This is a genomic window from Rhizobium rhizoryzae (genome assembly GCF_011046895.1).
GTDB classification, from domain to species: domain Bacteria; phylum Pseudomonadota; class Alphaproteobacteria; order Rhizobiales; family Rhizobiaceae; genus Neorhizobium; species Neorhizobium rhizoryzae.
The window spans coordinates 39,141-61,245 of record NZ_CP049248.1 but is presented as its reverse complement, the minus strand read 5'-3'; the positions used below and the strand labels follow the sequence as shown (position 1 = coordinate 61,245).

At 57.1% G+C, this 22,105-nt stretch carries 18 protein-coding genes; 10 read left to right on the top strand and 8 right to left on the bottom strand.

Going from position 1 to position 22,105, the window contains the following annotated elements; genetic code table 11:
• Positions 1–91 precede the first annotated feature (91 nt).
• Together G6N80_RS00570 and G6N80_RS00565 are read left to right on the top strand one after the other, a co-directional pair.
• Positions 92–1,609 carry a GumC family protein gene (locus G6N80_RS00570; protein WP_165130483.1) on the top strand — a complete coding sequence of 506 codons (1,518 nt, stop codon included), beginning with the start codon at positions 92–94 and terminating at the stop codon, positions 1,607–1,609.
• Positions 1,606–2,724, top strand: coding sequence for a glycosyltransferase (locus G6N80_RS00565; protein ID WP_246251351.1), 1,119 nt, complete (start codon positions 1,606–1,608; stop codon positions 2,722–2,724). Before G6N80_RS00570 ends, G6N80_RS00565 begins: the two co-directional genes overlap by 4 nt.
• On the opposite strand, the gene G6N80_RS00560 is transcribed toward G6N80_RS00565, so the two are convergent.
• The 5 genes from G6N80_RS00560 to G6N80_RS00540 form a co-directional block, all read right to left on the bottom strand.
• Positions 2,713–3,939 carry an ABC transporter ATP-binding protein gene (locus G6N80_RS00560; RefSeq protein ID WP_165130481.1) on the bottom strand — a complete coding sequence of 409 codons (1,227 nt, stop codon included), beginning with the start codon at positions 3,937–3,939 and terminating at the stop codon, positions 2,713–2,715. The two genes, G6N80_RS00565 and G6N80_RS00560, sit on opposite strands and share 12 nt — an antisense overlap.
• Positions 3,936–4,721 (bottom strand): ABC transporter permease, encoded by a 786-nt coding sequence (locus G6N80_RS00555; protein ID WP_165130479.1) that lies wholly within the window; start codon positions 4,719–4,721, stop codon positions 3,936–3,938. The genes G6N80_RS00560 and G6N80_RS00555 overlap by 4 nt, the downstream gene beginning before the upstream one ends.
• Before the next feature lie 128 nt (positions 4,722–4,849).
• Positions 4,850–6,028 carry a glycosyltransferase family 4 protein gene (locus G6N80_RS00550; protein WP_062553446.1) on the bottom strand — a complete coding sequence of 393 codons (1,179 nt, stop codon included), beginning with the start codon at positions 6,026–6,028 and terminating at the stop codon, positions 4,850–4,852.
• Positions 6,029–6,071: 43 nt separating this feature from the next.
• Positions 6,072–7,388, bottom strand: coding sequence for an HlyD family type I secretion periplasmic adaptor subunit (locus G6N80_RS00545; protein WP_162249549.1), 1,317 nt, complete (start codon positions 7,386–7,388; stop codon positions 6,072–6,074).
• A gap of 92 nt (positions 7,389–7,480) precedes the next feature.
• The gene (locus G6N80_RS00540) at positions 7,481–9,220 is read right to left on the bottom strand and encodes a type I secretion system permease/ATPase (protein WP_062553444.1); all 1,740 of its coding nucleotides are present in this window, start codon (positions 9,218–9,220) and stop codon (positions 7,481–7,483) included.
• Positions 9,221–9,562: 342 nt separating this feature from the next.
• Here G6N80_RS00540 and gmd point away from each other — a divergent pair, with 342 nt between their 5' ends.
• A complete protein-coding gene (gmd, locus tag G6N80_RS00535; RefSeq protein WP_062553476.1) occupies positions 9,563–10,534 on the top strand; it encodes a GDP-mannose 4,6-dehydratase in 972 nt (323 codons plus the stop codon).
• A 74-nt stretch (positions 10,535–10,608) separates the two neighbouring features.
• A complete protein-coding gene (locus G6N80_RS00530; protein WP_165130477.1) occupies positions 10,609–11,547 on the top strand; it encodes a GDP-mannose 4,6-dehydratase in 939 nt (312 codons plus the stop codon).
• Positions 11,548–11,583: 36 nt separating this feature from the next.
• On the opposite strand, the gene G6N80_RS00525 is transcribed toward G6N80_RS00530, so the two are convergent.
• Positions 11,584–12,447, bottom strand: a complete 864-nt coding sequence (locus G6N80_RS00525) for a hypothetical protein (RefSeq protein WP_165130475.1) — start codon at positions 12,445–12,447, stop codon at positions 11,584–11,586.
• 167 nt (positions 12,448–12,614) lie between these two features.
• Between G6N80_RS00525 and G6N80_RS00520 the strand changes: the two genes are divergently transcribed.
• Positions 12,615–13,844, top strand: a complete 1,230-nt coding sequence (locus G6N80_RS00520; protein ID WP_062553475.1) for a replication initiator protein A — start codon at positions 12,615–12,617, stop codon at positions 13,842–13,844.
• 1,236 nt (positions 13,845–15,080) lie between these two features.
• Here G6N80_RS00520 and G6N80_RS00515 read toward each other — a convergent pair.
• Together G6N80_RS00515 and G6N80_RS00510 are read right to left on the bottom strand one after the other, a co-directional pair.
• Complete coding sequence (locus tag G6N80_RS00515) at positions 15,081–15,404, bottom strand: hypothetical protein (protein ID WP_062553436.1); 324 nt, start codon at positions 15,402–15,404, stop codon at positions 15,081–15,083.
• Positions 15,404–16,087, bottom strand: coding sequence for a ParA family protein (locus G6N80_RS00510; RefSeq protein WP_137136919.1), 684 nt, complete (start codon positions 16,085–16,087; stop codon positions 15,404–15,406). The genes G6N80_RS00515 and G6N80_RS00510 overlap by 1 nt, the downstream gene beginning before the upstream one ends.
• A gap of 425 nt (positions 16,088–16,512) precedes the next feature.
• On the opposite strand from G6N80_RS00510, the gene G6N80_RS00505 reads away from it, so the two are divergent.
• The 5 genes from G6N80_RS00505 to G6N80_RS00490 all read left to right on the top strand — a co-directional run bounded on the left by G6N80_RS00505 (position 16,513) and on the right by G6N80_RS00490 (position 22,045).
• Positions 16,513–17,679 carry an AGE family epimerase/isomerase gene (locus tag G6N80_RS00505; RefSeq protein WP_183898052.1) on the top strand — a complete coding sequence of 389 codons (1,167 nt, stop codon included), beginning with the start codon at positions 16,513–16,515 and terminating at the stop codon, positions 17,677–17,679.
• A gap of 100 nt (positions 17,680–17,779) precedes the next feature.
• A complete protein-coding gene (locus G6N80_RS23235) occupies positions 17,780–19,201 on the top strand; it encodes a phosphomannomutase (protein ID WP_183898049.1) in 1,422 nt (473 codons plus the stop codon).
• Between the two features lie 57 nt (positions 19,202–19,258).
• Positions 19,259–20,692, top strand: coding sequence for a mannose-1-phosphate guanylyltransferase/mannose-6-phosphate isomerase (locus G6N80_RS23230; protein WP_183898050.1), 1,434 nt, complete (start codon positions 19,259–19,261; stop codon positions 20,690–20,692).
• Positions 20,693–20,772: 80 nt separating this feature from the next.
• Positions 20,773–21,093 (top strand): hypothetical protein, encoded by a 321-nt coding sequence (locus tag G6N80_RS00495; RefSeq protein ID WP_165130471.1) that lies wholly within the window; start codon positions 20,773–20,775, stop codon positions 21,091–21,093.
• 13 nt (positions 21,094–21,106) lie between these two features.
• Positions 21,107–22,045, top strand: a complete 939-nt coding sequence (locus G6N80_RS00490; protein ID WP_165130469.1) for a DUF4214 domain-containing protein — start codon at positions 21,107–21,109, stop codon at positions 22,043–22,045.
• The last annotated feature ends 60 nt before the right edge of the window (positions 22,046–22,105 follow it).

Here is a 22,105-nt window from a genome sequence, read left to right as displayed (position 1 = left end):
GACGCAAAGCAAGTATCCCAGCAATCCATAAGTGGGACATTAACCTCATGGACTTAAGGTAACCTCTTAAGGAAAATGAGGCGTTAACATCATGTCTGCTCTCAAGCGAGATCCAACAGCGCGCACTTCGCACGCTTCCTCCTTGCTCAACTATGAGATGAGCGCTCATTCCGCTGGCTCTCAGCAGCTTGAAATTGACCGACAGGGTGCGCCTGTCACCCTCGAAAAGGTAGGCGACTTTCTAGAAGTAGATCTTCGCCGGGTTTACGTCTGGTTGAAAGCAGGTCTCAAGCTCACCATCGCCAGCAGCCTTATTTTTGCATTTCTGGCGGCGAGCTATGGGCTTCTAGCAACTCGTTATTATTCCGTCAGTACCGATGTCCTGATCGAGCCTTCCAATTTTCAGGTCATCAATAACGATCTCTATGCACAACCTGCGCAACAGGGCGAAGGACAGCGATTTGTCATTTCCAACCGCGCGCGTCTGATGACGTCAGGCAATGTTCTTGCGCGCGTTGTGGAAAGCTTGAGATTGGGCGAAGACACCGAATTCTATAAACCCTCCAGCGCAGGGCTTCTTTCCTCCATCTTTGGCAGCAGCACATCCAACAGCAAGCCGGATCCCAATCTGGCGGCACTCAAGGTTCTTCAAACGAAGATTTCGCTCAATCTAGACGATCGTTCCTTTGTGGCACGATTGTCCGTGACAGCTCAGTCCACAGACAAGGCGATTGCAATTTCCAAGGCAATCATCGAAGCCTTCAATGCTGAACTTGCCAATACGGAGTCCGAAACGGCGGGTAGAGCCGCCAAGGCATTGGATGACCGCCTGACCGACCTGAAGAAGGACGCCCTTACGGCGGAAGAAGCTGTTGAAGCCTATAAGCGGACCCATGGGCTGACGACGGGCGAAAATGGACAACTCGTCAGTTCGCAAACAATGTCGCAGACGAATACGCAGATTCTGGCCGCCCGCACGCGGATGATCGATGCCCAGGCCAATTACAATGCTCTCATTCGAGCCAGCGACAGCTCTGCCGCCACCATACCCGTAGTTTCTGACACATTGCGCGACCTGAAGCTGCGGGCTGCTGTTCTGGAACAACAGTTAAGCTCTCAGCAAATGATCTACGGCTTGCGCCATCCCTCGATTGCCCGCACGCAAAGCGAACTCAATTCGGTGCGCGAACAGATCAAGAATGAGCTTCAGCGCGCAGCAAACGCAGCCAAGGCGGATCTGGACAAAGCCAATGAGGCCCTGAAGAACCTTAGCTCCAACATGGTCGAACTGAAGAGCTCCGCCTTCAACGATGCTCAGTCACAGGTCGAACTTCGCGATCTCCAACGAGAGGCATCGGCCAAAACCCAGATCTACGAAAGCTTTCTGGTTCGTGTCCGGCAGATCTCGGAGCGGGAATTGATTACGACAGACACCGTTCGGATCGTTACACCCCCACTGCCTCCGAATGGTCGATCATGGCCCCCCGGCACAGCTGTACTTTTCGTTATCGGAGCATTTCTAGGGCTGCTGTTCGGTCTTAGCCTTTCAGTCATCCGCGGTATATATGTCGACATGCGATCGAACCATTCGGCAAGGGCGCATCAGTGACGAAATCTCGTCGGCTCGTCTTTCATATTCCCGCCCTGATCGGTGGTGGTGCAGAACGGGTTTGTGTTCTGATTGCCAATGAAATGGCCCGCCGAGGTCATGAGGTCACTCTTTTCGTCTGGAACGGCCAAGGCCCCAACCGGGAACTGGTCGACGGGAGAGTGCGGTTGGTCAGCCTTGATCTTGCGGCGGAGCACGGACGGTTCGGCAAGATACTCACCCTGAAAGGTGTGTTCCGGACAATCCTTTTCCTGCGCCGCGAACAACCGGATGCCGTTTTTTCAGCGCTGGATTTTGCTAATGCCCTGATGGCTGTGGCGCTGTTGTTAGCAAGATCCAGGGCTCTGTTTTTTCCCTCGTATCACGCCGCTTCACAGATGAAGGTTGGCGGCCTCGCCTATACGGTGGTCAATCTCCTCGACCGGGTGACGGCAAGGCGCAGCACCAAGGCAATCAGCGTTTCGAATGGAATAGGACAAGATCTCGTTCAGCGTGGCTTTGAAGGAAGCAGGGTTGTCACGATCTACAATCCCCTGCCCTCCCCGGCGCGGCGCAGCCATGAGCGTTATGCCTGGGAAGACAGGCTTGCCGAAATGGGTGAAGGCCCCGTTATCATCACGCTTGGCCGGTTGGTTGCCGTGAAGGATCATCGAACCCTCCTTGAGGCATTCAGTCGACTGGATCCTTCAAGGGGTGCTCGGCTGGTTCTTTTCGGGGACGGTCCTCTACGCACAGAACTGCAGGACTATGCGCAGTCTCTTGGACTATCCGAGCGCGTTCTCTTCGCTGGCTATGTGAATGATCCGGCAGCCTGCTATGCGGCGGGTGACCTCTTCGTTCTCTCCTCCAGAACCGAAGGCTTTGGCAATGTCCTGGTCGAGGCATTGGCCGCGGGCATTCCGATCGTATCGACAGATGCGCCCCACGGCCCGCGAGAAATCCTGAAGGATGGCACATTCGGAACTCTTGTGCCTGTCGCAGACCCGGGCGCACTAGCGCAGGCAATGACCTCTGCTCTTGATGCCTCGCACGACATCGAGGCTCTCAAGCGCCGATCTCGCGATTTCGACGTCACGACCATTGGCGAGGATTATGAAAGGCTGCTAGCGCCTTGATATGGCAAAGGCCGAGGGCAGATAGATTCGCCCGTCGAAGGTCTGCTTGCTGGTATTGGCAACGTCGAAGATGATGGCGAGATCGCGCCATTCATAATTATCCTCGATGTGGTTCTCGCCACCCACCAGCGCCAGAGCCACCGAATAGGTCCCTACACCAAGATCCGCCCTGAAGCGCGCGGAGAACTCGATCTCTTCGCCAGCCTTCACATCGGTCAGCGCCTGCTCGCTGTAATAGGTGTTCGTGCCATACATGGTCTGGCCGAAGCGGTCCTTGATCGCATAGCCGAAGACGAGAGATTCCACATCCTCACTCGCTTTGGCCTTTACGCGAATGGCGACCTCTGCTCCCACATCCAGTGTATCGATGAGGCCGCCCTCAGCATCTTCAAGCCGCGCTTCGACAATCGAAACCTTGCGCGAACCGGAGCTCGTCTGGACGCGGCCATCCTCCCGCTCTTCGGTGAGGATAGGTTGCGCTTCCTTTTGGCCGAGAAGGGCGTTGTAATAGTCGAGAACGGTTTCCGGTTCGCCATCGAGCGCCACGGCACCTTCGTGCAGGAGAATAGCCCGATCGCAAAGGCTGAGCAGCGCCATCCGGTCATGCGAAACAAGGATCAGGGTTGTGCCCTGCTGGCGGAACTCCTTGATGCGATCGAAGCTCTTGTGCTGGAAATAGGCGTCACCGACTGACAGAGCCTCATCGACGATGAGAATGTCCGGGCGAAATGCCGTCGCGACAGAAAAGGCAAGCCGCATATGCATGCCGCTGGAATAGACACGCAGCGGCTGATCGAAATAGCTTCCCAGTTCGGAAAATGCCTCGATGCCTTCCATGGCCGCGGCAATATCCGCATGCTGGTAGCCCATGAGGCCGAGAGCATGGAACACGTTCTGGCGACCGGTATAATCCGGATTGAAGCCCATCCCCAGTTCAAGGATGGCGGAGATCTTGCCTGAAAGACCGATATTGCCTTCGGTCGCGCGCATGGTGCCGGTAATCAGCTTGAGCAACGTACTCTTGCCCGCGCCATTGCGACCAACAATCGCCAGCGCCTGCCCCGCCTCGACCGTAAAGCTGATATCCCGCAGAACCCAGCGCTCTTCCGGCTGCCCGACGGGAAGAGAAAACCACCCAAGAACGCGATGCAGTTCGTGCCGATAGCGACGAAAAACCTTGCCGACCTTGTCGACGGTCATGACTACATTCGTCATAGCACATCCACCATTTCAGGGCTTGCCTTGCGGAAGAGCGTGAAGCCGAGAGCCAGGAAAACCAGTGCCAGAAAACCAAGCACGCCAAGCACCTTCAGGTCCGGCATGGTGTTGTAGACCATGACGCGGTGATAATTCTCGACCATCCAAAACAGTGGATTGGCCTTGATGATCGACTGGAAGGCAGGCGGCAGAATGTCTTTCACATAGACGATCGGCGTCATCCAGAAGAGGAACTGGATAACGATCGGTACGATCTGCCCGACGTCGCGAATAAAGACGTTCAAAACGCCAAGCGTGACGCCAAGTCCGGCGGCAAAGGCCGCATTGACGGCAATGAGAACCGGCAACCACAGGACATTCCAACCCATCTGGAAGCCGGCCAGCGTGAAGACAGCCAGCAGCACAACGAAGAAGATCAGGTTGTTGATGACCGAGGTGATGACGACGACCAATGGCAAGGCAATGCGGGGAAAGGCGATCTTCTTCAGAACATTGCCGCTCTCGATGAAGACATTCATGCTTCTGCTGATGATCTCGACAAACAGCAACCAGCCCTGAAAGCCGGCCATCAGGTAGATGGCATAGGCAAAGGTATTATCGATGCCGGGCAGTCGCTGCGACATCACGGACGAAAGAACAAAGGCATAGGTGACGATCTGGGCGAGCGGCGCAATGACGAGCCACAACAGGCCGAGGCGGCTGCGTGCCACGCGGTTCCTGAAATCGGCCTGCACCGACGTCACGATGAAATATCGATAGTTCCAGATGGCATTCAGCATGGATAAGGGGTCGCCTTGCCTGACTGTTTGGTTTCACCAGGCGCTTTGACGAGCACCTTTATGCATTTCCGGAGAAATGCCTTGGCAGTCGACTAAAGCATTTCTCCTGATAAGCCTATCCTGAAGGACTATTTTCGGTTCTTCAGCGCGAGCGCATAGGCATGCGCGGTATCTTCGGCGCAACGCTGCCAGCTGAAGGTTGCAGCACGGGCAAGACCATCGGCGCGCGCCTTGCTACGCCAGGCCTCATCGAATAGCGCCCGTTCGCAGCCTTGCGTCATCTCGTCGATCCGGTCCGGCTGAGCATAGAGCACCGCACTGCCCCCCACTTCCGGCAGGCAGGACAAGGGTGACGTCATGACCGGCACGCCGGACGCCATGGCTTCAAGAACCGGCAGACCAAAACCTTCATACCAGGACGGAAACGTAAACAGGGCAGCACCGGAAAGAAGGTGCGGCAGGTGGTCATTCGGCACATAGCCCAGATACTTGATCCAGCCTTCCCGCTTGCCCTGCTCTATCCGGTTCAGGATATCGGCATTGTTCCAGCCCTTGAAGCCTGCAAGCACCAGAGGGCGCTTCTCACGAACGGAAGACGGCATCCGTCCATAGGCTTCGATGAGATTGGACAGGTTCTTCCGGGGTTCGATCGTTCCGGCATAGAAAGCGTACTCACCGTAGGCCAGACCATAATGAGCCAGAACCTCGGCAACCTCCTCAGCAGCCCGCGGCCTGAATTCTTCGCCGCATGCCAGTTTTGCAACGCTGATCCGTTCTTCCGGAAAGCCAAAATACGAAATGATCTCTGCTTTGATGTAATCTGAATCGGTGATGATGCGATCGACCCGCTTCAACGAGGCCTCCACTTCGCGACCGAGATAGGTCACCCGCTCACGTGGATGGAAATGCTGCATCGTGAAAACGGACAGATCGTGGATCGTCACGACCGAGGCACCGGGAAAGCGCGGAACATAGAAATTTGTGCCATGATAGACATGGTTTTCCAGACCGGCGAAGGGCGATTTTTCCGTGCGCGCCTTCAGGAAGCGATAGGCATCAACGACCAGACGGCTGCGGGCTAGAAACCGCTTCAATCGATGAACGGGGCCACCATGAAAAGCACGAACCGCATCATCCGCGCTCAGCGAACTGGCATCCGGCAAACGATCGACGAAGTTTTCGCCATCGAAGAAACGCAGGCTCTGCACGTCCGGAAGATGTGGCAGATGACGAGCAAGCTCGTAGGTGTATCGACCAATACCCGTCAGCGGATACTTGATCGATTGCACCGATAGAACGACATCCATGCGGACCCCTAGCCCTGATTGATCACAGAGGCGATGCGCGTGATCAATGCTCTTTCATGCTCTTGTGGAAGGAGTCGATCAACGGCTTCGTCAGATACTGTGCAAAGGTCCGCTCGCCGGTCGAGATGATGACGTCAACCGGCATACCGGCAACGATACGACCCTTGATTTCCGGGGGAACGTTCTGGTCGTCGACGCGCACCAGTGCCTGATAATAGGGCTCGCGGTTCGTGCCGGCTTCCGGCTGGATAACATCCTTGCCGAGAACGGAGACTTCGCCATAAATCGCAGGCGTGGTCTTGGCCGAGAAGGCGGAGAAGCGCACTTCCACCTTGGCATCGGAGCTTACGCTATCGATGTCGATCGGGCGGATCTGGGCATTGACGAGCAGATCGTCGTCCAGCGGCACGATGTCGAGAAGCTGCTCGGCCGGACGAATGACGCCGTTCGTGGTGTGAATGCGGATATTCTGCACCATGCCGCGCACAGGGGCGCGAACCGTGGTCCGCTCCAGCACATCCTTGGCAACGCGGGCGCGCTCACGCACTTCCTCGATCTGGTCGCGCACTTCCTTGTGCTCGCTGACGGCCTTGTCGGCATATTCCTGCTTGGTCTGGACGATCTGCAGCTCGGTTTCGCTGATCGTCTCGTGAATCTTGGCAAGATCGGTTTCCGCTTCGCCGCGAATACGCTGCATCTCCAGCAGCTGACGCGTCATTTGCGAAATCATGTTAATCGGAACGGCGCCTGTCTTCAGGCCATTGTTCATGCGATCCATTTCTTCGTTCATCGACGCGACCTGCTTGTCGCTCGCATTCAACTGGTTCGTCAGGCCTTCCGTTGCCTTTGCCAATTGCTGGATGCGGGAGTTCAGGATTGCGACCTGACCATCGCGGGTCTTGAGACGGGTTTCCAGAATGTTTTTCTGGAGCGCCATGGCAGCCTTTGCTTCCGGCATACTGCTGGTCAGCAGGCTTTCAGGAAAATCAATGTCTGCGCTTCCCTTGGCTTCTGCCACAAGACGGGCTTCCGCAGCCTGCAGATAGAGAAGCTTGGTGCTCCAGACCGTATAGTTGCCGGTCGCCTGGGTAGGATCGATCTTGACGAGAATATCGCCCGGATTGACGATATCGCCTTCCTTGACGACGATCTCCGAAACGATGCCGCCTTCCAGATGCTGGATGGTCTTGCGATTGCCTTCAACCGAAACGACACCGTGGGCAACAACACCGCTGGCCAGAGGCGCAGTCGCAGCCCAGGTTCCAAAGACGCCGAGTCCCAGGAACACGGAGGCATAGCCCGCTGCGATATAGGGCTTGGGAGAAAAGGAACGCTTGGTTTCAGGTTTTGCTTTCGTCATCTCAGGCATTCACTTCTTTCGCTAGCGCCATCATGCGCTGATTGTCGTCCACCAGATCCCGGCAGGGACCTGCCTTCATCGCATGGCGCCCCTTAGGACGCCGCACTGCGCTCCTGCGACTGACCGCCTTCGCCCTGCCCGGCCGGTTGCTGGGCAACGGCGGCAACGGCAGGCTTCGGCTGAAGCAGATCGCGGGTTGCACCAAAGCCCTGCATGCGGCCCTGCGCCAGAACCAGCGTCTTGTCCGACATGGCAACAAGGCTCATCTTGTGGCTGACGAAGAGGATGGCTTTGCCCATCTGCTTCAGCTTCAGGATAACCTGGTTGAGAGCCTCTTCGCCTTCGCTGTCGAGGTTCGCATTCGGCTCGTCCAGAATGATGACGGACGGATTGCCATAGAGTGCACGAGCCAGACCAACGCGCTGGCGCTGGCCGCCGGAGAGAGACCGTCCACCAACGCCGATCTGCGTATCATAGCCATCCGGCAGGTTCTGGATCAGGTGATGCACGTTGGCAAGCTTGGCCGCCTCGATGATATCATCCGGATTTGCATCTTCCCGGAAGCGCGAAATATTCTCGGCAATCGTACCGGCAAACAGTTCCACGCTCTGCGGCAGATAGCCAAGGTGGCGACCCAGCGCATCGGCATCCCAATGCTGGAGTTCGGAACCATCGATACGGATCGTACCGGCAGCCGGAGGCCAGACGCCGACGAGAGCGCGCACGAGACTGGACTTGCCAGCCCCGCTCGGACCGACGATCGCGACCGCCTCACCGGGGTTCACCAGCATTGAAACACTGTGAACGAGCGGCGTCTTGCCACCAGGAGCAGCTACGGCCAGCTGCTCGATATGAAGTGTGCCGCTTGGGGCCGGAAGCGGCAGCTTTTCGTCTTCTTCCGGCATTTCAACGAAGATCTTGTTCAGGCGATCATAGGCCTGGCGGGCGCCGAGGAACTGCTTCCACTGACCGACGACCTGGTCAACAGGCTGCAAGGCACGGCCCATCATGATCGAGGCGGCGATGATGGAACCGGGCGAAATCGCACCTTCAAGCGCCAGATAGGCACCGGCACCCAGAATGATGGTCTGCAGGGCCATACGCACGAATTTGGAGATCGAGAGCAGAGCGCCGGAGCGGTCGCTGGCGATCGCCTGGCTCTCCAGCATGCCACGATGCATGAAGCTCCAGCGCGAACGAAGGCTGTCTTCCATGCCGAGCGCACGGATGACTTCGACATTCTGCAGCGTCGAGTTGGAGAAGTGCATGGCACCCTGGCTGGCCATGGTGGCCTGCGACAGGTGCTTCTTGGTCATGAATTCGTTGGCAATAGCAATCGCGAAAATGATTGCTGCACCAATGAGTGCGATCCAGCCGATCAGCGGGTGGAAGAGAAAACAGACCGCGAGGAAGATCGGCATCCATGGCAGATCACAAAGAGCGATCAGGCCGGAACCGGTCAGGAACTCACGGAGACGGTCGATGTCCATGAGGGCAAATTCGGAACGCGACTGCGGGCTCTTCAATGTCGACGTGATCACGCGGCTGAAAACGCTTTTCGCAATCATCTCGTCGAAGCGAAGACCGGCGCGAACCAGAACGCGAGAGCGGATCCACTCCAGCAAGCCGTAGAGAGCCAGCATGGCCAGCGCGATGACCGTCAGCATGATCAGCGTCATTTCACTGCGGCTATGAAGGACGCGATCGTAAACCTGCAACATGTAGAGCGGGCTTACGAACATCAGCACGTTGATCGCGATACTGAAGATCATCGTCGCGACTATGATCGTGCGATAGGTCGTCAACGCCTGCTGAAACGGATTTACTTTCATGAAGCTATCTTCCAATCGCTGCTGTCAGGACATGCCCTGCGAATACAGTACCGTCATTTACTGACCAACGTATCAACATTATGGCTGAATTGCGATGTCTTTCAGCCCGTTGACACTGAATCCCCCCGGTTCATAGCGAAGTTTGTCACAAAGGCAATGGGAAGTGGAAACTCAACTATAATGTGCACTCGACTCTGTTCGTTGGTGCGAGGAATTTGCCACGGATCCGCTTGAACGATAAAGGGGCATCCGCTAGAGGGCTCAGAATCAATAATATGAATATCAGCTAACAGCGACCCTTATCTAAGCAGATGACGCTGCTTGACCAACCAGGAGCATGAAGTGACCCGCAAAGCTTTGATCACTGGCATCACCGGCCAGGATGGCGCCTATCTCGCCCAGCTTCTTCTGTCCAAGGGCTACGAAGTTCACGGCATGGCCCGTCGTTCCAGCACAGCCGACGTCAACCTCACGCGCCTGAAATGGCTGGGGATCGAAAAAGACGTGCAGATCGTCGATGGCGACCTGCAGGACCTATCTGGCCTGGTCCGCACGATCACGACGATCAAGCCGGACGAAGTCTATAATCTCGCGGCACAGTCCTTCGTGGCATCCTCCTGGCAGCAGCCGATCCTGACCGGTCAGGTCACGGCACTCGGCGTTACCAATGTTCTGGAAGCCATTCGTCTGGCAAAGCCGGATGCTCGCTTCTATCAGGCATCGTCCTCGGAAATGTATGGTCTGGTTCAGCATCCGATCCAGTCCGAGCAGACGCCGTTCTACCCCCGTTCGCCTTACGCCGTCGCAAAGCTCTATGGTCACTGGATCACCGTGAACTATCGCGAAAGCTTTGGTATTCACGCCTCCAGCGGCATCCTGTTCAACCATGAATCTCCGCTGCGCGGCATCGAGTTCGTGACCCGCAAGGTCACCGACAGCGTTGCCCGCATCAAGCTGGGTCTTTCCAAGGAACTGCGCCTCGGCAATACCAGCGCCAAGCGCGACTGGGGCCACGCCAAGGACTACGTTCAGGCCATGTGGCTGATGCTGCAGCAGGACAAGGCTGACGATTACGTGGTGGCCACCGGCCGCACCTCGACCGTCCGCACCATGTGCGAAATCGCCTTCGAACATGTCGGCCTCAACATCGACGACCATCTCGTCATTGACGAGAAGCTGTTCCGTCCGGCCGAAGTCGATATCCTGCTCGGAGATCCGGCCAAGGCGAAGGCCAAGCTCGGCTGGGAACCGACCACGAGCATGGAAGACATGATCCGTGAAATGGTCGAAGCTGACCTGAAGCGCCTTTCCTGATCGGCGCTTAAGATTTTATCCTGTCCCGCTTGATCGTGGGGCAGGATCATTCGTGAAGACAGGAGCACGTCACCATGCCGAAGCGCCGCCTTCTGATCACCGGATCGCAAGGTTTCGTGGGACGTGCCGTCACGGCCCGCATCCTCAGCCATCATGCTGACCGGATCGAACCGGTCGAGTTCATCGACCCAGATACGGCATCTCGCCCTGATATCACCGACGCGCAGGCGGTCGAGCGCGCCATTGGCGCTGCCGAGGCCGATGCAGTCCTGCATCTGGCAGCGATTGCTGCACCACGGGAAGCCCAGAAGGATCCGACGCACGCCTGGAGCGTCAATGTGATGGGCACGCTCCATATCGCAAACGCCATGCGCCGCCTGACACCAAAGGCACGCCTGATCTGGTCGGGCAGCTCGGAAGCCTATGGCAATGCCTTCAACAGGAGCACCAGCCCCGTTTCGGAAGGGGCTGCCCTTGAGCCCATGAGCCCTTACGGCGCCACCAAGGCGGCAGCCGACATCATGCTGCGGCAAATGGCCGAGGATGGTTTCGAGGCCATCGCCTTCCGGCCGTTCAATCATACCGGGCCCGGGCAGACACCGGATTACGTGGTTCCGGCCTTCGCAGAACAGATCGCCCGCATCGAAGCAGGCCTGCAGGAACCGATCCTCAATGTCGGCAATCTGGAAGCCCGCCGCGATTTCCTCGATGTGCAGGATGTTGCGGAAGCCTATCTGCTGGCAGCTACTGGCCCCCTCCCCGCTCGTCGATGCTACAATGTATCGACCGGACAGCCCGTGATGATCGAAGCCCTGCTGCAGGGCCTGCTGGCAAAATCGTCAAGATCGATCACCGTTCAGGTCGATCCTGCCCGCTATTTCCCCAACAAGGTGGAAACAGCCTCCGGCGATCCATCGTCATTGACGAGCGATCTGGGCTGGTCTCCATCGATCGATTTGCAAGAGACGCTGCAATCGGTTCTGGACGCGCAGCGCGCCCGACTGCGCAACTGACCGGATCATCACCAGAGGGTGATGATCCGGAAAATCCTATTCCTCTGCAAACGGCAGATGCCGCGCATGGCCACGCATGGCGACGGCACTGAAGCGGGGCGGCTCGTAATGCTGTTCTGCGGTGAACGGGCCGATGAATAGCGCCTCGCTGCAGAGATCCTCGCGCACGAAGAAGGCATTCACTCCGAAGATGTCGCAACCCACAAGCCGGTAGCCATGCTCGGCGCCAATGCGCTCCATTGCCTTGAGGCTTGCCCCGAACTTGGTCGTTCCGGCCCAGAACTTGTCCTCGCGGTAAGGGACTTCATAATCCGTGCTCGGCGGATAGTGGCCGTTATATTCGATGCAGAAGAGACGCGGACGAAAGCGCATCAGCTTCCGCCAGACATGCGACGTGTTGTAGTCGATATCGACGGAAATATAGTCCGGCGTTACGAAGCCACTCTGTTCGACCATGGCTTCCACATTGTCGAGGGTGACCTTGTCATTGACGAAGGCAAGCCGCCCATCGGCAATGGGTGTGCGCATCAGATTGCGGATACAATCGGCTTCCGCATCGCCTGCCTCCACCCACAGGCCGCGCCATCCTGTCTCAAGCAGGAGCCGGGTTGTATTCTCGATACCGTCACCTGCAGCAATCTCGATGAAGGTCTTGCTGTCGGTTCCGATACGGCGGAAGATTTCAGCTATGATGCCATCTTCATTGTTCTGGCTATAAACCTGTCCGTAGGCAGCAGAGATTGATCTCTGATCCGAATAGCGCGGGGATTTTTCCTTGAGAAGGTCGATATAGATCCCGCTGTTGAGTTGGGAAATGCGGTCGAGCCGCGCAGATAACTTATCGATTTCAGTCGAAAAATGCTTGCGATCATCGGGCTGGATGACCTTGATACTCTGCATCACCTCCTTGAGGTGCTGTTTCAATTTTGCTAGCATTTTCGGCATTTCCTGTCATTGGATAGGGGCTCGCCCTCGGTGATGCCAGAGCGACGACGTTCGGGACGGTTCATATACCAAATGTCGATGATAGAAACCCATTGCTTGGGATCGAAAGCCTGCAGGACGGAATGAAACGCTCGAAATTCAACCTGATGCCGCGCGAGGAATTCGCCAGCCTCTCCCTGCACGAGAAGAATGCCTATCTGCAGGACCTCTCCAAGCGTTTTGCCGACCTTCACGGCCGCGACCAGTGTGAGCTGGACAAGGATGCGCTGAGCCGCCTCCGGCGCTATTACAGCCGCCGCGTCTGGGCCGATCTCAAGCTCGACCAGATCGAGGATGACGATAGCCCGATCACACGCGCAATCCGCAATCTCGGCGAAGCCATCCGCAATGAAAGCCTGCAGGCCGATATTGCAGCCGTGCTGATGCAGGAGAGCAAGCCCAAGCGCATCCTGCGCTCGGCCCCTCCGGAAGATGCACAGCTGACCTTCTTCGTGCCGACCGTCTATGACGCGCCGATCAAGGACGACGTCAACCTGATGGATGTTGCCCCCTTCTCGCTCAGCAAGCGCTCGAATGCCGGTATCATCCGCTACGAGCTGAAAGACAGCCTGATCACCATCGAGGGCGGCGCCGAAACCGGCCTGGCAACCGTGTTCGACTACGACATCTTCCTCAACATGGTCTCGCATCTGGCCGACGAAGTCACGCGCTACCGGCGTGAGGAGGCCAAGGGCTTGCGCCCCAGCCTACCGCCGAAGACCTATCGTCCGAGTGCCTCGCATGTCCTGAAATTCTGCCGTCGCTCCGATGGCGGAAAGTCCTATGAGGATCTCGAAGCCGCTCTCGATCGTCTGGCCAATACCACGATCAAGGTGGTGAACCTGTCGAACGGTCGCCGCCGCCAGGTGGACAGCCGCCCGCTCATCGGCGGCTACAGCGTGGTGAGCCGCACCAATGCCAACCGCATCGACATGATCGAGATCACCATTCCCGACTGGGTCTACACGAGCGTGGTGCGCAACGAGAAGACCATTCCGCTGCTGACACTTCACGAGGACTACTTCCTCATCAGTTCGGGTCTTGGTCGCTTTATCTACCGTCTGGCGCGCAAGGCTGCCGGCAAGGGTGAGGCAACCTACAGCGTGCGCGAAATCTACAAGCGCAGTGGCTCCACCCAGGAATATCGCAAATTCGCCTATGACCTGAAAGAGTTCATCACCCGCACGCAGGCCTTCCCCATGCCGGACTATGATCTGGCGCTTCAGGAGGGTAAGGACGGGACCGTTCTCGTCATGAAACGGCGCGAGGAAACGGCTGCCCATAACGTGCCGACGCTCATCGACAGCGAGTGAAAAGCCACTCGTTTTTGTCGGTCATTTTTGTCGTGAACTTCCGTACATGACCGACGACAAAAATCATTCGCCATTTCCGTACATTGCCGACGACAAAATAGAATTGCCCCCTCTTTGTCGTGCCTGTGGACAGACCGTACTTGACCGACTTGTTTCCGTACTTGGCCGACGACACTCCGTACTTGGCCGACATTTTTCCGTACATCGCCGACGACAAAAATTGATAAGCCTCTGATTTGAAGACAGAAAAAGTCCTTTTTTTTTCGTAAAACTATATAAAACAATCAAAACTAGACAAAAACTCCGCGAGGGCGACAAAAAGCCGACAAAACGCACAGCGGGAAAGAGGCTTTTGAAGGGGTGAAGGAAAAATCCGGAACGACAAAAACGGGTTTTGAGTGCACCAAGACCAGCCGTTGCCAGCTAAAAACTGACGGTTTTTCCGCCCCTGATCCAAGTCGGTTTCCGGCCAGACTCTGGCAGGCAAAAACAGATTTTGTCGCGGACGCGGATTTCGACGCTTTTGTCGTGTCGGTCAGGTACGGAGCGAAATTTCTCGAACCGAAATCACTTGTTCAAGCTCAGGCAAGACAGGCCCGGGACGCAGGATTTCCGAGTTGTTGAGCACTTTCGCGATCACGACAGCAACAAAAGTCTCGAGCTCCAAGCCTGGTCTGAAAGCTCGAAGCATCTAAGATGTTGGCCGCTCCTGAGCAGAACAACATAGCTTCAGTGCCATACTGTCCTACGCTACCTCGCTACACTAGAAGATGACTGTAGCGCGCTATTGTAGCGATCCTCTGTAGCGTCAGACGATAGCGTTTCTCTCTTCGCCGGTCATGAGAAGCCGTGATGACACCTACTGCCGTGCGTCGCCTCTCATGAAAAGCGACGCTTCATGGCCGTCATCTTTACTCGGAGTGGGAGCCTGTGAGAGTGGCTGTGAGAGTGGCAGGATACGCAAAAATGTTTTACATTTTTTCCGTCACCATCGGAGGATGGACCCCCGATAAAGGTCTCAAAGATCTCAAGGACTGAAAAGCTCGTTTGATCGAAGCATGCGAGCAGGTTGAAAATAGCGATCGCCAGCTTCCGGCGTAATGCCGTGCAAGCGATCCGATCCAGGCGAGCGTCACTCCCCTCGCCCCTGCGATCAACGCTCTCCCGGACAACTGCTCCAACGCACGCAGCAGAAGCGTTCAAAGGCACACAGCCGACCTTGGCCTAGTGTCTTCCTCAAATTCCCGCCTTGCGCATCAATTCGTCCAACGCTTCGCCATAGGACATGCCTGTCTGGTTGCAGTACTGCTTGAAGCGGTTGATGACGTCGATCGGGGCGCGCACAAAAGCCTGATCAAGCGGTTCACTGACACGCCGGATCCTCTTCACGCGCTGGACAGGTTCCCGGCTTTGAAAGCCCACGCGTTCGGCGGCGCGATCCGCTGCCTCCTCCTCATCCCGAACAGGAGCGGCTTTGGTTTCCAGTGGCTCAGGCGCGCGTGGCTGGAAGGCGGAGAGATCGAGCTTCTTCGGCTTGCCAAATCCAAGATCGTTGCTCATCAGGCGGCGCGCTCCGTTGCGTTGGATTTGAGAACGTCGAGAACCTCTTCGGTCAGCTGGATCGCGTTGTCGATGGCAGCTTCCAGACCGTTGACCTTGGCAGGGTTGAGTTCAAAGAGGCTGGTCCGCTCCATGAACATCGCATTATAGGCCTCTCGTCGATAGAGATGGGTCTTAAGGACCGGCAGCTCGTTCTCCAGCATCTGGGTGGTGATCTCCCGCTCGATGCGCCGGATGAAGGGTGGCGGGCTCGTACGGTTGAATGCGAGGGTAAAATTGATCTTGCGGCCGATATCCTCTTCGCTCTCCCGCACGAGGCCAACGGCGCGCGCTGCCTGCTTTGCGTCAAGCGCACTGCCGCCGAGCGGGATCAGCGTCAGGTCGGCTCTGATGATGGCTCGCGATGCCAACCTGCTGGCTGTACCCTCTAGGTCGACGAAGACGAACTGAGCTTCAGCGGCCGCCGTATTGATCAAATCGCGAATATTCGCTTCCGTTGCATCGCTGATGACCTTGAGAGGCAGCTTGCTTGGGCCCTTGCGCCAATCGGTGATGGGTTTGTTCGGATCGGCGTCAATGATCGTCACTGTTCCCCCCTGCTGCGCAAGCGCCGTGGCGATTGCAAGGATGGTCGTCGATTTTCCGGCTCCGCCTTTCGGATTGGCGGCACAGATGACAGGCATGGCGAATCTCCGCAGGAATGCTTTCGCGAAAGCTATCGAAATAGCATTCATATCGCAATCAGATTGATAGCTTATAGCTATATGATTGATTGATATCTATCGAAATAGCATTCAGATAGCTTTTTGATATCAATCAACATGCAATCAAAATGATATCAGCTTGCAATCATGATAGCATGCAGGTCGAGATCGTGCTCAATCAGCACTACTGTTGATCAATGCGCAGGGAAGGACAAAGCCGGACCTCTTCCCAAGAGAGGCCCTGCCAGATAAGCCTTGGAGGCCCACCGAGCCTGCAATAGACCGCATCCTCTTGCCTGCTCAAAATTAGTCGCCGAACCAACCGAGAGATGACAGGCTTGAACTTACAATCCGCAGCCATCGCAGATCACGAGACACTTTCCCGATCGCGAGATCCGTCGCAACTGCTCGACAGCCTCAATCGCTCGGCATCAGAACTGAAAGTCTGGCTTCACGACTGTGCACTTCCTTTGTGGCTCGCAGAGGGTTTTCATGGCCCAGACGGAGGCTACTCGGAAACACTCACCCTGACCGGCCAAGCGACGACCACCCACCGTCGATCCCGTGTGCATCCACGACAGGTTTTCTGCTTTGCGGAGGCGGGCAACCGCGGATGGGGCGGTGAGTGGCAAAACGCGGTTGAGAGGGGTTTCGATTACTACGACCGAACCTACCAACTCCCGAACGGCTTTTACGCCAGTCTCGCCGATCACGAGGGCAGGGTGCTCGACGAGAGCTTCGATCTGTACAATCAGGCATTCGCAATTCTGGCCTATGCCCATATCGCAAAGGCGCAGCCCCATCGCCGTTCCGAGCTCGGCCCACGCGCAACTCAGATGCTGAACAATTTGAAGGCCGCTTATGCGCATCCCAAGGCGGGCTTTGAAGAGGCGAGCCCGCGCAAACTTCCTCTCTGTTCCAATCCGCATATGCATCTGTTCGAGGCCGCGATGGCCTGCGAAACGCAGGCCGGATTCGACCATGAGATCTGGCGCGCCCAGGCCGACGACATTGCCGAACTCTGTCTGACACATTTCATCGATCCGGAAAGTGGAGGCTTACGCGAATTCTTCGACGGTGAGTGGAAGCCGCACCCGGATGCGCGCGGTCGCATCATGGAACCTGGACATCAGTTCGAATGGGCATGGCTCTTGACGCGTTGGGCGATATCCAGAAATCGCCCGGATGCACTTCAAAAGGCCAAGCGGCTTTTTGAAATCGGCGAGGGGCATGGCCTCTGTCCGGTACGCAAGGTTGCGGTCATGGCTCTGCTGGACGATTTTTCCGTTCACGATCCTCTCGCTCGTCTGTGGCCACAAACCGAATGGCTGAAAAGTGCCATGCTGCTGGCTGTCATCACGGAAGGCCAGGAGCGGCAGGCCTATCTCGCATCGGCCATGCGTGCCGTACATGCGCTCCAGCTCTTTCTGGACGTACCGCTCAAGGGCTTGTGGCGAGACAAGCTGAAAGCCGATGGCAGCTTTGTGGATGAGGATGCACCGGCAAGCTCCTTCTACCATATTGTGTGCGCCATCTATGAATTAGAAGATTGCCTCGCACGCCTTGCTTGACACAGGGCAAGAACAGCTTAACCCAGCACACGAATAAATGTGCGGGTGGGCCTGTTGCAGGAGAGAATGGGCCGCCACGCAGGGACATGAGGACCTTGTCATGAAATTCGGCACCAGCGGCCTTCGCGGACTTGTTACGGAACTTGAGGGCCATGCCTCTGCGCTCTATGCAACGGCTTTCGCGCGCCATCTGCTTGAAACCGGCATGGCAAAGGCAGGCGACGAAATTTACGTGGCAGGGGATTTCCGCCCGTCGAGCCCCTCTATTGCCGGTACATGCATCGCAGCATTGGCTGCTTCTGGCCTGAAGCCCGTCCATTGCGGGTTCATTCCAACCCCGGCGCTGGCGCTTTATGCAATGTCGCGCAAGCGGGCGTCGCTGATGGTGACGGGTTCGCATATCCCGGCAGATCGCAATGGCATCAAGTTCTACCGCCCGGACGGCGAGATCGACAAGAATGACGAGCAACAGATCACCCGGATCGCCGGGGAGCTGGATGACGCTGAATTCGATCTTGCCACGTCCGACGCTCCGGACCAGGAAGCGCAGGCACTCGGCCAGTTTCTGGATCGCAATGCCAAGCTTCTGAAGAGCGGGGCACTGGCGGGGCTGAAGATCGGTGTCTACCAGCACAGCACTGTCGCACGCGATGGCCTGGTTCAGGTGCTGAAGCACTATGGCGCTTCGGTCCTTGCGCTTGGTCGTTCCAAGACCTTTATTCCCGTTGATACCGAGGCAGTTTCCGAAGAGACCATAGGCCTGCTCAGAGGTTGGGCTGCCGAGCACCAACTTGACGCGATCGTTTCCGCTGACGGCGACGGCGACCGGCCGCTCGTGGCAGATGAGACCGGTACTCCCGTGCGGGGCGATCTTCTTGGCCTCATCGTTGCCCGCCTGCTTGATGCCCGGATCGTCGTAACGCCTGTGACATCGAATTCAGGCATCGAAGCCGCCGGAACCTACAGCGTCACCCGCACGCGCGTTGGCTCCCCCTATGTCATCGAAGGCATGAACGCGGCACTGGCGGGTGGCAAACAGGCCGTCATGGGCTTTGAAGCCAATGGCGGCGTCCTGACGGCCTCGACCTTCTCCCTGTCCGGGACGGATCTTGAGCCGCTTCCGACACGCGACAGTTTCCTGCCGGTTCTGGCAGCGCTTGCCTTGGCGAAAGGGGAGTGCAAGCCGCTTTCTGCAGTTGCTTCCTCGTTCAAACTGCCCTTTGCCGCGGCGGACCGATTGGAGAATTTTCCGGTCGAGACGAGCGCTGCGCTGATGGCGCATCTTCGTCAGTCGGACGCGAACCTTTCCACTTTCCTGCAGCCGATCGCCACTGTTGCAAGCAAGAGCGACATCGATGGATTGCGGGTCACGCTCAATGACGGTCGTATCATCCACTTCCGTCCATCCGGAAATGCGCCGGAAATGCGTTGCTATGTCGAGGCAGGCGACGAACAGGCGGCTGGCGACTTGCTGGAGCAGGGCCTCGGCCTTATTCGTCAATGGGCTGCGGGCAACCGCTGAAGAAAACCTGCGCGGGGCCGCCTGGCCTCGCATTCACTGGAAGTCTGGGAGATATTCGTGAGCGTCAAGATCATCCCCGTCATCATGGCTGGCGGCAAGGGAACGCGTTTGTGGCCGCTGTCGCGTGCAAGTGCACCGAAGCAGTTCATTCAGGTCGTTGGTGACCGCACCCTGTTTCAGGAAACTCTGGAGCGCGTTGCTGATCCGGATCTTTATGAGGCACCGATCGTCATCACCAATCAGGACTTTCGTTTCCAGGTTGCCGAGCAGGCGCGTGAAGTGGGTGTAGACCTTTCCGGCATCCTGTTGGAGCCCGTTGCCCGCAACACGGCAGCTGCGATTGCAGCCGCCGCCTTCTTCCTGACTGCCCGTTTTGGCGAAGATGCCGTGCTGCAACTCCTGGCGTCCGATCATGAAATCGATGCGGGCGCGCATTACCGCAAGGCGATCGAGATTGCTCGTGATACGGCACTCAGCGGCAAGATCGTGACCTTCGGGATTACCCCGACCGAACCTGCGACCGGCTATGGTTACATCGAGCAGGGCGAGGCTTTGGAAACGGGCGCCTACCGTGTGAAGCGCTTCGTGGAAAAGCCGCCTGTCGCCAAGGCCGAGGAAATGCTGGCCGCCGGTGGCTTCTACTGGAACTCCGGCATCTTCATGTGCAAGGCAAGCCTGCTCTTGAGCGAACTCCTGGCCTTTGCCCCGGAGGTTTATCAGGCGGCCCAGGATGCGGTTTCAAACGCCGCGACCGATCTGGATTTTGCGCGCCTCGATGAAGCCAGCTTCTCGAAGAGCCCGGACATCTCCATCGATTATGCGGTGATGGAGAAAACCTCGAACGCTGCTGTCGTCCCTTCCACCTTCCCCTGGTCGGATCTCGGCAGCTGGGATGCTGTCTGGAAGCTTGGCGAAAAGGACGAAGGCGGCAATGTCGTGCTCGGCAATGCGACTGTGGTCAACAGCGAGAATTCGCTGGTTCTCTCCCGCTCGACGCATCTTGCCGTTCAGGGCCTGAAGGATATGGCGGTCATCGCCAGCGAAGACGCCGTTTATGTCGGCCGTCTGGATGAAGCGCAGGAAGTCGGCAAGCTGGTCAAGAAGCTCGCCGCTTCAAAGGCAACCTCAGACCTTACCCAGACCCACCCGACATCCTATCGTCCCTGGGGCGGCTATACGTCGCTGCTGCATGGCGACCGCTTCCAGGTGAAGCGCCTCTTCGTGCTTCCGGGCAAGAAGCTTTCGCTGCAGAAGCATTTCCACCGTTCCGAACATTGGGTCTGCGTCAAGGGCACGGCGGAAGTGACTGTCGGCGACAAGGTGATGTTCGTCCGCGAAAACGAGTCCGTCTACATTCCACAGGGCGAACTGCACCGGTTGCACAATCCCGGCAAGATCATGCTGGAAATGATCGAGGTCCAGACGGGTTCCTATCTCGGGGAAGACGATATCGTGCGCGTTTCCGATGAATTCGGGCGCGAAAAGAACTGATCGAGAGAGAGAAGGCGTGGCGGGATAATCCGTCGCGCCTGACTGCCTGAAGGGTCGAAGACCGACGATCCCTGTTCCCGATGGTGGACAAGGCATTGGCCGTCGAGGCGGACGCACTACAAGGACGTCTCGACGGCATGGGGCAGAACAAGGCCCGTGCATCCTGTATAGCGGCAAATGGTTACCAATGTTTTGAGCCAGCCCCTGTCGCTGAAATTTCCTCGATCAGCGCCTTCTGTTCAGCAAAGCTACAGGCAAGCCAGCGGAAAATAGTGATAATTTTAAAGGCTGCTCTTGCTTCGGGGGCGTTGCGCCTCAATTTCCCCCGGATTGATGGCAAGCTAGACACCATGATTGAATATAAAGATGTGCTAATTGACACCCAGTGGCACATGCTTTGATGGAGGACTAAGAGTGGCGACATCCCAGGCCTATACGACAACGAACCTGATCGACCCGACATTCTGGGCGGGGGATATCGTACGCGGCACGTCAACCGAACTCGTCATCAGCGATGGTACGAGAACGGCCTATTATGACGGTTACGGCTTTGGTTATTCTGGCCGAAGCCTCGTGACTGGCACGATGACCGGTTTCAGCCAGTACACTGGAAACTCCATCGTTGGCGAAATCTACGGTTTCTCCATTTCCGCCGCACAGGCGAATTTCTACCTCAGCCGTGGTGACCTGAAAGGTTTCATCGGCCTCATGCTGCAGCGTGATGACACGATCTACGGCTCGACCGGCAATGACAAGCTGGCCGGTTACGATGGCTACGACACCATCTACACAAGAGGTGGCAGCGACATCGTCGATGGTGGCCGCGGTATCGATACGGTTGTCCTTTCCGGTCGTAGTTCCGATTTCACAATCAGCTCGGATGGAAGTTACATCTTCCTCGACAAGAAGAACGGCACCTCCGACAATGATTTCCTGAATGTTGAGCGTGTTCGCTTCGACAACGGAACATTGGCTGTCGATATCAACGGCAATGCCGGGCAGGCCTATCGCATCTATCAGGCGGCTTTCGATCGCACGCCGGACACCGGTGGTCTGAACTACTGGGTAAACCAGCTCGACAAGGGAGCAAGCCTGACGGAAGTGGGTTGGGGCTTCGTGCAGTCTGCCGAATTCCGCTCGGTCTATGGTTCCAACCCGTCGAACTTCGACTATGTGAACCGTCTTTACCTGAACGTTCTCGATCGTCAGGGTGAAACGGGCGGCGTCAACTATTGGGTCGGCGAACTCAATGCAGGCGTCAGCCGTGCCTATGTTCTGGCCTCCTTTGCAGAAAGTGCCGAAAACGTGGCTGCTGTTGCGCCGCAGATCAATTCTGGCATTTGGCTGGGCTGATCCGCTCCGCGTCCTGAATGCGAAATAACAAAAAGGCTCTCCCGGTCAGATCCGGGAGAG